The organism is Pseudomonas sp. GW821-FHT01E05 (assembly GCF_059422425.1).
Window position 1 is genome coordinate 55803 of record NZ_JBWKWW010000002.1, and the last position, 12747, is coordinate 68549.

A 12747-nucleotide genomic window follows, 5' to 3' on the forward strand; every position below is an offset into this window, starting at 1 on the left:
ACAGAGCCCGACAGAGGGAATAATCAATGACTATTTGGACCGACGCCCAGATACAGCGATTAACGCAAGGCAGCGACATTCAGTCCACATTCGAAGTCGCTCTTAGCCTTATTTACGAGATGGGATTTGAGTACTGCGCATTTGCGGTCAGCCCTCACTCGCAAAGTACTCAGACACACACTGTAAAGATCAACAACTACCCGGACGAATGGAACAAAAAATACGAAGCGCATAACTATGTCGCAATAGATCCGATCGTAAAATATTGCAGTCAGTCGGTTTTGCCTATCCTCTGGGATGACAACGCGTTCTCTAGCACCCCTGCCTTTTGGGAAGATACGCAAGCCCATGGGATGCGTCATGGCTGGTCGCAATCGGTGCATGATCTTCGTGGATTCTTCAGCGTACTGAGCCTCTCACGAAGCCACCAACCGATCACTGCCAGGGAGCTCTACGGGAAGGCAGGCCAACTTATCTGGCTAAGCCACACGCTGCACTCAATCGTCGCGCAGAAGCTACTATCCGACGCTGACTTTCGTGACGGGACCAGTTTATCGACCCGGGAAACCGAAGTCCTGAAATGGTCTGCGGACGGCAAGACCGCCTCCGACATTGCAACCATCCTCAATCTCTCGGAGCGGACCGTGAATTTCCATGTGAGCAGCGCAATAAAGAAGATGGGCGTCAACAATAAAATCTCGGCAGTGGTGCAGGCCAGCCTGAAAGGATGGCTCTGAGCCTTGCCGTACGGTAGACAAAGACCGAACTACCCACTGTTCGCGCCGATAAAACCTGCGAGTAATTCATTAGAAAAAAACGTACCATTTGCGGCCGCATCTGAGTGATGACGCGAGTTGCCCAGCACCGCGACGCAGTCCACTCAGACGATCCTGCAAGCATCAAAGCCGCTCAGGCCCTGCGGGACACCCGTTGATTACCCAGAGTCCCCGCACCATGCCCCTGCTCGACAGCCCCTTCGCCCAGCTCGACCTGATCCGCCAGCCTGAACAACAGAACGAGCCGTTACAGGCCTTCGACGCGGCTGATGAATTCCTGCTCAACCATCTGGCCGAGCAACGGCCGGCAGCGGGTACCCGGGTATTGGTGCTCAACGACAGCTTTGGCGCTCTGGCAGCCAGCCTGGTCGGGCATGTACAGGTCACCAGCAGCAGCGACTCGTTTCTCGCCACCCTGGCACTGGAGAAGAACCTGGTGCGTAACGGCCAGGCCTTCGATGCCGTGCCGATCGTGCCCGCCAGCGAAAACCTGACCGGACCGTTCGACCGGGTGTTGATCCGGGTGCCGAAAACCCTGGCCTTGCTGGAAGAACAGCTGATTCGCCTGCAAGACCAACTGGCCCCCGGTGCGCAGGTGATTGCGGCCGCCATGGTCAAACACCTGCCACGCGCCGCCGGCGATCTGCTGGAACGCTATATTGGCCCGGTACAGGCTTCGCTGGCGGTGAAAAAAGCCCGCCTGCTGATCGCCACACCCGAGAGCAAAAAACCAGCCGTATCGCCTTACCCGACTCGCTACACCCTCGAGGAGCCTGCGATCGAATTGTTGAACCATGCCAATGTGTTCTGCCGCGAAGGCCTGGATATCGGCACGCGGGCGTTTCTCCCACACTTGCCGAAAAACCTTGGCAGTGCGCGGGTCGCCGACCTGGGATGCGGTAACGGGGTGCTGGCCATCGCCAGCGCGCTGCAAAACCCTCAGGCTCAGTACACGCTGGTGGATGAATCATTCATGGCGGTGCAATCGGCGGCCGAAAACTGGCGCGCGGCACTCGGTGAGCGCGCAGTGATTGTCCGCGCTGGCGACGGCCTGGCCGGGCAAGAGCCGCAATCGCTTGACGTCGTGTTATGCAACCCGCCGTTTCACCAGCAACAGGTGGTCGGTGATTTTCTTGCCTGGCGGATGTTCCAACAAGCTCGTGAGGCGCTGGTGGTCGGCGGCGCGTTATATATCGTCGGCAATCGTCATCTGGGCTATCACAGCAAACTCGCCCGATTGTTCCGTGGCGTCGAGCAAGTAGCGGCCACGCCCAAGTTCGTGATTCTCAAAGCGCGTAAATAACGCTCGAATCCCAGGCAAAAAAAACCCTCCGTCAGGAGGGTTATAAATCCGTGCCGCAAGGCAACGGGATGGGAATGGGTGTCGCGAATTTCAGTGTGTGGTCAGGCCGGCGGCGTTCATGAACATGCGCATCAGGCTGGCGACGATCGCCAGGGTCAGCACGCTACCGGTCCAGATCACCGCCAGCCAGCCAAGCCTGTGCCAGAGCGGTTTCTTTTCCGCCTGTTCGATTTCCTGCAAGGAGTGTTTGCCGGTCATTACCTGAAATCCTCTCTGGGGGTTTGATGGCGCCCAAGAAGACGCCATCGCGAGCAAGCTCGCTCCTACACCTAGTGATAACCGTCTTCATGGGTGACCTTGCCGCGGAACACGTAGTAGCTCCAGAAGGTGTAACCCAGGATGAACGGGATGATGAATAACGTGCCGACCAGCATGAATCCCTGGCTCTGCGGCGGTGCCGCGGCGTCCCAGATCGATATCGACGGTGGCACGATGTTCGGCCACAGGCTGATGCCCAGACCGCTGTAGCCGAGAAAGATCAGCACCAGGGTCAACAGGAACGGCGTGTAATGCGCATTGCGGGCCACGGCGCGGATCAAACCGTACAGGGTCACCAACACCAGAATCGGCACCGGCAGGAACCAGAACAGATTCGGCAAGGTAAACCAGCGGGCTGCGATCTCGACGTGGGCCAGCGGGGTCCAGATACTGACAATGCCGATCACCGCCAACAAGACGAACGCCAACGGTCGCGCAAGATTATGCATCTGCTCCTGCAGCTTGCCTTCAGTCTTCATGATCAGCCAGGTGCAGCCGAGCAAAGCATAGGCGACCACCAGTGCCACACCGCAGAACAGTGTGAAGGGCGTGAACCAATCCAGCGAACCGCCGGCGAACTGGCGGTTGACCACCGGAATGCCATCGATGAAAGCCCCCAGCGCCACGCCCTGAAAGAAGGTCGCCGTCAGCGAGCCGCCGATAAAGGCCTTGTCCCAGAGGTGTCGCTTGTCGTCCTTGGCCTTGAAGCGGAATTCGAAGGCAACGCCGCGGAAAATCAACCCGATCAGCATCAGGATCAACGGCAGGTACAGCGCCGAGAGCACCACCGAGTAGGCCAGCGGAAAGGCCCCGAAGAGTGCGGCGCCGCCCAGCACCAGCCAGGTTTCGTTACCGTCCCAGACCGGCGCGACGGTGTTCATCATCACGTCGCGATCGCGGTCCTCCTTGACGAAGGGGAAAAGGATTCCGATCCCCAGGTCGAACCCATCCATAACCACGTACATCATGATGCCGAAGATGATGATCACGGCCCAGATCAGCGGAAGATCAATACCCATGACTCAGTTCCCCTTGTTCAGGCTGTCGCTGTGATCGCCATCATCATCAGCAGCGGAAAGCGGACGCGCTGGTGTACGTTTCTGGCCAGGACCACCGTGGCTTGCTTCGGCCCCCTCGTTGAGCACCGGTCCTTTGCGCACCAGACGCATCATGTAGCCCAGACCCACGCCAAACAGCGAGAAATACACCACGACGAACAAGGCAAGGGTGATACTCATCTGCGTCAAGCCATGCCCCGACGAGGCATCCGCCGTGCGCATCAATCCGTAGACCACCCACGGCTGGCGCCCGATCTCGGTGGTGAACCAGCCGGCAAGGAGCGCGATCAGACCGGACGGCCCCATCCACAACGCCAGATACAGGAACGGACGAGACGAATACAGGGTGTCGCGCTTGCGCAGCCACAGGCTCCACAACCCGGTGAAGATCATCAGCATACCCAGCCCGACCATGACCCGGAACGACCAGAAAACAATGCTCGAATTCGGTCGGTCTTCAGGTGGGAAGTCCTTGAGCGCCGGTACTTGTTTGTCCAGCGAGTGGGTCAGGATCAGGCTGCCCAAATAAGGGATTTCTACGGCAAAACGGGTCTTCTCGGCTTTCATGTCCGGCCAGCCGAACAGGATCAACGGAGTCGGCTCATTGCCGACATTCTCCCAATGGCCCTCGATCGCGGCGATTTTTGCCGGTTGATGCTCGAGGGTATTGAGGCCGTGGAAGTCACCGATAACCGCCTGGATCGGCGCCACGACCAGCGCCATCCACATCGCCATCGACAGCATCGTACGGATTGCCGGGTTATCACGGCCGCGCAGCAGGTGCCAGGCAGCGGACGAACCGACGAAGAAGGCGGTAGCGACAAAGGCCGCCGTGGCCATGTGCATCAGACGGTAGGGGAAAGACGGGTTGAAAATCACTGCCAGCCAGTCAACCGGAATCACCCGACCGTCAATGATTTCGAAACCTTGCGGGGTTTGCATCCAGCTGTTGGAAGCCAGGATCCAGAAGGTCGATATCAGCGTACCGATGGCCACCATGACGGTTGCGAAGAAGTGCAGCTTGCGCCCGACCCGGTTCCAGCCGAACAGCATGACGCCGAGGAAACCAGCCTCGAGGAAGAACGCCGTGAGCACCTCATAGGTCAGCAGCGGCCCGGTGACAGACCCGGCAAAGTCGGAGAAGCGGCTCCAGTTGGTGCCGAACTGATAGGCCATGACCAGCCCGGAAACTACACCCATGCCGAAGTTGACGGCAAAGATCTTCGACCAGAAATGGTACAGATCGCGGTAGGTATCGTTGTGCGTCTTCAGCCACAGGCCTTCGAGCACCGCCAGGTAACTCGCCAGACCAATAGTGATGGCTGGAAACAGGATGTGGAACGAGATGGTAAACGCGAACTGAATTCGGGCGAGATCAAGTGCCTCCAAACCGAACATAAGTCTTCCTCTGTCAGGTAATACCGGCTGCCGGCTAGAGGCCTGCACCCACTGCCCCCACGGATATGGCGCGTGGCGAATTCAAATTCGTTTTTTCTAAACCATCACAACGCAGGGATTCTGGCCATCTGGCCGCCAGATCAGTTCCGGAAAAGGAATTGATCTGGATCAATCAACGTTCAAAGAGTAGTCCCATTTTCAGGCCTGGACTGTGTGGTCGTTTGTCGCGTGACAGGTTGCCTCACCGGACACTGTGGCGAGGGAGTGGCCCCCTCGCCATAGGGAATGTCGTCATTGTTGAAATAGATGCTTGGCTAACGAAATTTTCGGCCCTAGCACCCAATGGTTACAGCTTGGTGATAGTCTCGTTTTCCCCCCGCACAGACCTGCCTTTCAGATGCCTAGCCAAGCCCCCCTTCTGTTGCGTCATCACCGCCCTTTTATCGCGTTCTGGCTTGCTCGGGTGTTTACCGCCAGTGGTTTCCAGATGCTGACCGTGGCCATTGGCTGGAACCTCTATCAACTGACCGGCAATGTCCTGGACCTCGGCTGGGTCGGGCTGGTGGAGTTCGCCCCGAGGGTGCTGTTCATGCTCCACACCGGGCATGTGGCGGACCGTTATGACCGGCGCAAAATCGCAGCCATCTGTCAGTCCTTACAAGCATTGATCGCGTTGGCCCTGGTGATCGGCAGTGTCACCGACAACGTCACCCGGGAAATGATCTTCATCCTCGCCTTCCTGCTGGGTGCCGCCCGCTCGTTCGAAATGCCGACAACTCAAGCGTTGCTGCCGACCATCGTCCCCGGTGCACTGTTCCCGCGAGCCGTTGCCGCGTCGCAGTCAGCCCAACAATCGGCCACCATTGTCGCGCCGGCTCTGGGCGGTTTGCTCTATGCCTTCGGCAGCGTCTGGGTTTACGGCCCCACCGTGATTTTGTACATCATTGCCTGCCTGCTGATGCTCAACCTGCCCGCCCGACAAACACCGCTGAACAAAGGCAAGGCGACGCTGGACTCGCTGCTGGCCGGGATTCGCTTCATTCGCAGTCGGCCGGACATTCTCGGGGCGATCTCCCTGGACCTGTTCGCCGTACTGCTGGGGGGGGCGACAGCATTGCTGCCGGTGTTCGCCAAAGACATCCTGCTCACCGGGCCATGGGGCCTGGGGTTACTGCGCTCGGCCCCCGCTGTCGGCGCCTTGCTGATGTCGCTGTGGCTGGCGCGCTTTGCCGTGGAGCGCAACGTCGGGCGAATCATGTTCACCGCCGTCGCCGTATTCGGCGTTGCGACCATCGCCTTTGGCTTATCGACCTCATTCTGGTTCTCCCTCGCGGTCCTGGTGGTGCTGGGCGCCGCTGACATGATCAGCATGGTGATCCGCGCCTCCTTCGTGCAACTGGAGACCCCGGACGAAATGCGCGGCCGGGTCAGCGCCGTGAACGGCCTGTTCATCGGTGCCTCGAACCAGTTGGGTGAATTCGAATCCGGCGTGACCGCCCATTGGTTCGGTACCGTGCCGGCTGTGGTGCTCGGTGGGATCGGTACGCTGATGGTCACCGGCGCATGGATCAAACTGTTTCCGACACTGGCCAAACGCGACCGCATGCATGCGGTCGCGAGTGTCGAAACCAACGCCTGAGGAGCCCTTCGCGGTTAAACCACCAACTCCCCCGCCAACGCCGCTCGCTTGGCCTTGCCGCAGAGTTGCTCAACCAGTGTCAGCGCAAACGGCAGCGCCGCGCCGGAGCCTTGGGCGGTGATGCAATTGCCGTCGACGACGACCGGTTGGTCGATGAAGTTACAGCCGGACAACTGATGGCTGGCTGTTGGCAGGCAGGTCATGCGCCGCTGGCGCAGAACGCCATAAGTCTGCAAGGCCTGCGCCGGGGCTTCGGCGATGCCGGCGAACAGACGTCCGGCCGCAGCCTGGTCCGTGACCAATTGAAGCAAGGGTTGATTGGCCGCCAGGTGCTGGACGCCGACCACACCGCCGGGCAGTACGATCAAGTCGAAATGCTGTGCCAGCACATCCACCAGCATGGCGTCGGCCGTCAGCCGGGTACCGCGCGCGCAAGTGAGCATGCGCCGAGACTCAATGCTGGCCACCACCACTTCAATCCCGGCGCGGCGCAGTACATCGATCAGGGTCACGCTTTGCAGGTCGTCGATGCCTTCGGCGAGGGTGATCAGAGCTCTAAAGGTCATGGGCTGTTTCCACACAATAATCCTTAAAGCTTAGTCAGCTTTCCTTATAAGCGTCCGGCGAGTGCAATTACTTGATGTAGATCTGCGCTGACAGGGTGTTTCCAGGCGCGTTGATGGACGTGTTACTGAAGGTGAAGGTGCCCTCCTGTTTGCCGACCAGATCGAAGATATAGAGATAACCGACTATTTTCGCCGAATCGGAACACGCCCCCAAACCATTGCCGGCGGCCGCACAGACCCTCGTTTTATTACCACTCACCGCTAAACCGTCCAACGCGACAATCGGGTTTCGGCCATAACCCTGCTCCAGCACGAAAACCCTGATAGTCCCACCGCCGTGATTGCAGTGGGTCTGTTCACGGCCATCCGATACGTCTTCCAGGCCACAGACCGGCGACTGGACCTTGAGAATTTTCACCTCGCTCAACGGCGGGGCCGGAGCAGCCAAGGCGGTTTGTGCCCCTGTTAGCAGGGCACCCAACAACCCAAGACGCAAAACGACACTGTTCTTTGTGCAATACATATCTACCCCCAAACTTGCGCGCAGTATGCCCCACTACCCACTACGGCAAAACAACGCCAAGGATCGCAGTCATTGGTGCAAGCTACTGGTATGATGCGCGGCTTTTTCCGACCCACAGAAAATCAACAGGTGCTTCAGGCAGACTGTGCTTTGCTGTTTGAGTCGATACATTCACGGCGCCGGGCGCGCCACGGGGAGCAGACATGCTGGAAAGGCTGTTTCAACTCAAGGCACACAACACCAACGTGCAGACCGAGATTCTTGCGGGCCTCACGACCTTCCTGGCCATGGCCTACATTCTGTTCGTCAACCCGAGCATCCTCGGCGAGACCGGCATGGACAAGGGTGCAGTGTTTGTCGCGACCTGTCTGGCGGCGGCCATCGGCTCGACCGTGATGGGCCTGATCGCCAACTACCCGATCGCTCTGGCGCCGGGCATGGGCTTGAACGCCTTCTTCACCTACACCGTAGTCCTGCACATGGGCCACACCTGGCAAGTAGCACTGGGGGCGGTGTTCATCTCGGCGGTGATGTTTTTCCTGTTGTCGATCTTCCGCATCCGCGAATGGATCATCAACAGCATCCCGCTGGCGCTGCGCTCGGCGATTGCCGCCGGTATTGGCCTGTTTCTGGCACTGATCGCCCTGCACAACGCCGGCATCGTGGTCAGTAACCCAGCCACTATGGTTGGCTTGGGCGATCTGAAACAACCCGCACCGATCCTCGCCACCCTGGGTTTCGCCCTGATCGTCGCTCTTGAAGCCCTGAAGGTTCGTGGCGCAGTGCTGATCGGCATTCTTTCGGTGACTATTGTTTCCATCGCGCTGGGCTTTACCCCGTTCGGCGGCGTGATGTCGATGCCGCCTCCCCTGGCGCCGACCTTCCTGCAACTGGACATCAAAGGCGCGCTGGACATCGGTCTGGTCAGCGTGATCTTCGCTTTCCTGTTCGTCGATCTGTTCGACAACTCTGGCACTCTGATCGGCGTGGCCAAACGCGCCGGCCTGATGGGCAAAGACGGCCACATGCCGAAAATGGGTCGCGCCCTGATCGCCGACAGTACTGCGGCCATGGCAGGCTCCTTGCTGGGCACCTCGACGACCACCAGCTATATCGAGTCGGCAGCGGGCGTCAGCGCCGGCGGCCGTACCGGTCTAACCGCCATTGTTGTGGCGATCCTGTTCCTGCTGGCATTGTTCTTCGCGCCACTGGCCGGCAGCGTTCCAGCCTTCGCCACCGCGCCCGCCCTGCTGTTCGTCGCGGTACTGATGACCTCCGGCCTGGCCGAAATCGACTGGGACGACATCACTGTCGCCGCGCCTGTAGTTGTCACCGCCCTGGCGATGCCGTTCACTTATTCCATCGCCAACGGCATTGCCTTCGGTTTCATCTCCTGGACCGCGATCAAGGTGCTGTCCGGTCGTGGTCGTGAACTGAACTCGGCGCTGGTGATTCTGTCGATTCTGTTTGTGATCAAGCTGGGTTGGTTCAACGCATGAGTGCTCCGTCTTTCGACACCGAAGCCTACACCCGTCAGCTCGACGAAAAAGCTGCGCGCCTGCGCGAACTGCTGGCACCGTTCAATGCGCCCGAGCCTCAGGTGTTTGACTCACCGCTGAAGAATTTCCGCCTGCGTACCGAATTCCGCCTGTGGCGTGAAGACGGCGAGCGCCACTACGCAATGTTCGCCCCGGGGGACAATCGCACGCCGATTCTGATCGAAGAGTTCCCGATCGCCAGCCTGCGCATCAATCAATTGATGCCGCAGCTCAAGGCGGCATGGCAAGCCAGCGCAGCATTGAGCCACAAGCTGTTTCAGGTGGATTTCCTGACCACCCTGGCTGGCGATGCGATGATCACCCTGTGCTATCACCGCCCGCTGGATGAGCACTGGCAAGTCGCCGCAGAAAAACTGGCCGCCGACTTGAATGTCAGCGTGATAGGTCGTTCCAAGGGCAAGCGCGAGGTGATTGGCCGCGATTATGTGGTCGAGAAGCTCGACGTCGGCGGCCGCACGTTCAGCTACCGCCAACCGGAAGGCGCGTTCACTCAGCCCAACGGTACGGTCAACCAGAAGATGCTCAACTGGGCGTTCGAATCACTCGGCGAGCGTTCGGATGACTTGCTGGAGCTGTATTGCGGCAACGGCAACTTCACCCTGCCGCTGGCAACCCGTGTGCGCAAAGTGCTGGCTACCGAAATCAGCAAGACCTCGGTGAATGCCGCATTGAGCAACCTCAGCGAAAACGCTGTGGATAATGTCACCCTGGTGCGTTTGTCCGCAGAAGAACTGACCGAAGCCTTGAACGAGGTTCGCCCGCTCCGCCGTTTGCACGGCATCGACCTCAAGAGCTACGAGTTCGGCAGCGTGTTCGTCGACCCACCGCGCGCCGGTATGGACCCGGACACCTGCGAGCTGACCCGACGCTTCGAGAATATCCTCTACATCTCGTGCAACCCGGAAACCCTCGCGGCCAACATCGCCCAACTGCACGACACCCACCGCATCACCCGCTGTGCGCTGTTCGACCAATTCCCATGGACTCATCATATGGAGTCCGGGGTGTTGTTGACCCGGCGCTGAAACTGCTCTGACCTACAAAACAGCCGTCGCAATGACGGCTGTTTTGCATGGGTCATCCGGGCAGCTTAAAGGGTGACATCGACCTTGCGCGGACGACCACCCTTTCTACCGTTAGCACGGGCCGCCTGCGCTTTGGCATCACTGCTTTGCCGTCCATTGCGCGAGGCGATCACTACCGCTGCCATGTCCATCAACGGCTTGCTGGCCGATATCATACCGGCAATGGATACCTGTAAATCCCGCGCCTCATGACAGATCGCCGTACCTGCAAAGCCAATTTCCAGTCCGGCGAAATCCTCGTCCTTGAAATCATCGAATTCCGGATAGTTCTTCACCGGCAGCAGGATCGCGCTGCCATCTTCAAAACCGATAGACAGGCGCTGCTCCTGAAACTTCACGGTGGTCGCATTGACCCCGCAACTGCGGCGAGCCTGACCACGTTCTATCGCTTCATCCAGAACGGCCTCGGTTACCGGCCCATCGAATGGCACCCTGGCCTTTATCGTTTTCATAGTTCGATCTCCACCCTGTCTGGCGCATCAACCAGCTCCAGCAGGGTTCTATTGCCCTCTAGCTCATAACGAGCCGACTCAATCAGATAGGTCGTGCTGCCAGGCCTCTTCGTTGCGACCACTTCAACTGCCTGCCAATCCCACAACTGATTATCCAGGCAGGCAGTCTGAATTTTGACCCACCAAATACTGCGCGCACGCTGCAAATGAGCAGGTTGTTTCAGCTCCTGACGCAAGCCCTCCAGGATCGCCAAAGGCGGTCGACGGGCATAAGGGATGACATCCCACAGCTCAACGCCGTTATGCCAGAAGCTGAATTTGAAACGAGCACTCCATCTGCCTCCGTCGACATGCACGTGAGGCGGACAGTGTTCGTCTCGCAGCATGAGCACCATCGCCAATCCCTTGTAGTTGCATATTTTCATGCTAACCCATCCGTTAGGTTAATAAGCCACTTGGCTCGTTTTTCCTTAATGAATCCGACAGCTGGCAGTTTTCCATGCCACTGCCCGGACTTGAGATTAGTTCTGCCAGCGGGCAAAGCCCCTCGTCCTGCGGCTCCAAGCCGTAAGCAATTCTTACGACCCCGCCCTCTGCCCTGGCTGAAATGTCCGATCACCGAACACTTATTTCTGCCGTTTCTTGCCTGCCGCATGTCTTCAATTGACCGAAGTAACTAGTTAGTACAATTTATCCCCACAGGCTGACTCTCTCAGCCAAAGCCAAAAATAACAGCGGAGATACCCCACATGTCCCCTATCGTTCTGGTGCTCAACGGCCCGAACCTGAACATGCTCGGCACCCGTGAGCCGGCGACTTATGGCCATGAAACCCTGGCTGACATTTCTGCCTTGTGCGGCCGTGCCGCAGAGGAGTTCGGGTTGGCGGTAGAGTTTCGCCAGACCAACCACGAGGGCGAGTTGCTCGACTGGATTCACGGCGCTCGCGGCCGTTGCGCCGGGATCGTGATCAACCCGGCGGCCTGGACCCACACTTCGGTAGCGATCCGCGATGCACTGGTGGCCAGTGAGCTGCCGGTGATCGAAGTCCACCTGTCCAACGTCCATGCTCGCGAACCGTTCCGTCATCACTCGTTTGTGTCGGCGATTGCCAAGGCCGTGCTTTGCGGTTTTGGTAGCAACGGCTATCGCCTGGCGCTGGAGCATTTCAGCCAGCAGTTGAAGGGGTGATCGGTATGTCGCAGAAAACCGGTGTACTGGCTGGACTGATTGGCGCGGGCATCCAGGCATCGCGCACACCCGCACTTCACGAGCATGAAGGCGATGCCCAGGGCTTGCGCTACCTCTATCGGTTGATCGATCTGGACCCGTTGAAACTCGACAGCAACGCCCTGCCCGAGCTGCTGTTGGCCGCCGAGCGGATGAATTTTACCGGGCTGAACATCACCTTCCCGTGCAAGCAAACGATCATCCCGTTGCTCGACGAACTTTCACCTGAGGCAAGCGGCATCGGCGCGGTGAACACCGTGGTGCTCAAGGATGGCAAACGCATCGGCCACAACACTGATTGTCTGGGCTTTGCCGAAGGTTTTCGGCGTGGCTTGAATGGCGTCGCCCGCCGGCACGTGGTGCAAATGGGCGCAGGCGGTGCCGGGGCGGCGGTTGCCCACGCGCTGCTGAGCGAAGGTGTGCAACAGCTGAGCATTTTCGATGTGGAAACCAGCCGCGCACAAAGCCTGGCAGACAACCTTAACAAGCACTTCGGTGCCGGTCGCGCCCGTGCGGGAAGCGATCTGCCGAGCGCACTGGCGCAAGCCGATGGCTTGGTGAACACCACACCGATGGGCATGGCCAAGCTGCCTGGAATGCCAGTGCCGGTGGAGTTACTGAGAGCAGAATTGTGGATCGCAGAGATCGTCTACTTCCCGCTGGAAACCGAACTGCTGCGCAACGCTCGAGCTTTAGGCTGTCGCACACTGGATGGCGGCACGATGGCGGTGTTTCAGGCAGTGAAGGCGTTTGAATTGTTCAGCGGCGTGGTGCCGGATGCGCAGCGAATGCTTGAGCACTTTCAGAGCATGAATAGCTAAGAGATGCACAGGTATGTGTG

At 59.0% G+C, this 12747-nt stretch carries 14 protein-coding genes; 7 read left to right on the forward strand and 7 right to left on the reverse strand.

Annotated features, from left to right (window positions below):
• Positions 1–26: 26 nt before the first annotated feature.
• Together AC07W5_RS03805 and AC07W5_RS03810 are read left to right on the forward strand one after the other, a co-directional pair.
• Positions 27–737, forward strand: a complete 711-nt coding sequence (locus tag AC07W5_RS03805; RefSeq protein WP_495022809.1) for an autoinducer binding domain-containing protein — start codon at positions 27–29, stop codon at positions 735–737.
• Positions 738–954: 217 nt separating this feature from the next.
• Positions 955–2079: a methyltransferase gene (locus AC07W5_RS03810; RefSeq protein ID WP_495011307.1), complete on the forward strand. Its 1125-nt coding sequence runs from the start codon at positions 955–957 to the stop codon at positions 2077–2079.
• A gap of 90 nt (positions 2080–2169) precedes the next feature.
• On the opposite strand, the gene AC07W5_RS03815 is transcribed toward AC07W5_RS03810, so the two are convergent.
• From AC07W5_RS03815 to AC07W5_RS03825, 3 genes are all read right to left on the reverse strand, one after another.
• Positions 2170–2337, reverse strand: coding sequence for a DUF2474 domain-containing protein (locus tag AC07W5_RS03815; RefSeq protein ID WP_494993577.1), 168 nt, complete (start codon positions 2335–2337; stop codon positions 2170–2172).
• Positions 2338–2408: 71 nt separating this feature from the next.
• Positions 2409–3416: a cytochrome d ubiquinol oxidase subunit II gene (gene cydB / locus AC07W5_RS03820; protein WP_494993576.1), complete on the reverse strand. Its 1008-nt coding sequence runs from the start codon at positions 3414–3416 to the stop codon at positions 2409–2411.
• Positions 3417–3419: 3 nt separating this feature from the next.
• Positions 3420–4853 (reverse strand): cytochrome ubiquinol oxidase subunit I, encoded by a 1434-nt coding sequence (locus AC07W5_RS03825; RefSeq protein ID WP_495011306.1) that lies wholly within the window; start codon positions 4851–4853, stop codon positions 3420–3422.
• Positions 4854–5250: 397 nt separating this feature from the next.
• On the opposite strand from AC07W5_RS03825, the gene AC07W5_RS03830 reads away from it, so the two are divergent.
• Positions 5251–6492: an MFS transporter gene (locus AC07W5_RS03830; protein ID WP_494993574.1), complete on the forward strand. Its 1242-nt coding sequence runs from the start codon at positions 5251–5253 to the stop codon at positions 6490–6492.
• A gap of 14 nt (positions 6493–6506) precedes the next feature.
• Here AC07W5_RS03830 and AC07W5_RS03835 read toward each other — a convergent pair whose 3' ends face one another.
• On the reverse strand, positions 6507–7058 hold the full coding sequence (locus AC07W5_RS03835; RefSeq protein ID WP_494993573.1) for a DJ-1 family glyoxalase III: 552 nt from the start codon (positions 7056–7058) through the stop codon (positions 6507–6509).
• A gap of 67 nt (positions 7059–7125) precedes the next feature.
• Positions 7126–7581, reverse strand: coding sequence for a DUF4879 domain-containing protein (locus tag AC07W5_RS03840; RefSeq protein WP_494993572.1), 456 nt, complete (start codon positions 7579–7581; stop codon positions 7126–7128).
• Between the two features lie 203 nt (positions 7582–7784).
• Here AC07W5_RS03840 and AC07W5_RS03845 point away from each other — a divergent pair, with 203 nt between their 5' ends.
• Together AC07W5_RS03845 and trmA are read left to right on the forward strand one after the other, a co-directional pair.
• Positions 7785–9080: an NCS2 family permease gene (locus AC07W5_RS03845; RefSeq protein WP_494993571.1), complete on the forward strand. Its 1296-nt coding sequence runs from the start codon at positions 7785–7787 to the stop codon at positions 9078–9080.
• The gene (gene trmA / locus AC07W5_RS03850) at positions 9077–10165 is read left to right on the forward strand and encodes a tRNA (uridine(54)-C5)-methyltransferase TrmA (protein WP_495022810.1); all 1089 of its coding nucleotides are present in this window, start codon (positions 9077–9079) and stop codon (positions 10163–10165) included. Before AC07W5_RS03845 ends, trmA begins: the two co-directional genes overlap by 4 nt.
• Positions 10166–10230: 65 nt before the next feature.
• Here the strand turns inward: trmA and AC07W5_RS03855 are convergent, their stop codons facing one another.
• Together AC07W5_RS03855 and AC07W5_RS03860 are read right to left on the reverse strand one after the other, a co-directional pair.
• Positions 10231–10677 carry a DUF2442 domain-containing protein gene (locus AC07W5_RS03855; RefSeq protein ID WP_495022811.1) on the reverse strand — a complete coding sequence of 149 codons (447 nt, stop codon included), beginning with the start codon at positions 10675–10677 and terminating at the stop codon, positions 10231–10233.
• Positions 10674–11102: a DUF4160 domain-containing protein gene (locus tag AC07W5_RS03860; RefSeq protein WP_495022812.1), complete on the reverse strand. Its 429-nt coding sequence runs from the start codon at positions 11100–11102 to the stop codon at positions 10674–10676. Before AC07W5_RS03860 ends, AC07W5_RS03855 begins: the two co-directional genes overlap by 4 nt.
• Before the next feature lie 324 nt (positions 11103–11426).
• On the opposite strand from AC07W5_RS03860, the gene aroQ reads away from it, so the two are divergent.
• On the forward strand, positions 11427–11867 hold the full coding sequence (aroQ, locus tag AC07W5_RS03865) for a type II 3-dehydroquinate dehydratase (protein WP_494993567.1): 441 nt from the start codon (positions 11427–11429) through the stop codon (positions 11865–11867).
• A gap of 5 nt (positions 11868–11872) precedes the next feature.
• Positions 11873–12727 carry a shikimate dehydrogenase gene (locus tag AC07W5_RS03870; protein ID WP_494993566.1) on the forward strand — a complete coding sequence of 285 codons (855 nt, stop codon included), beginning with the start codon at positions 11873–11875 and terminating at the stop codon, positions 12725–12727.
• Positions 12728–12747 lie beyond the last annotated feature (20 nt).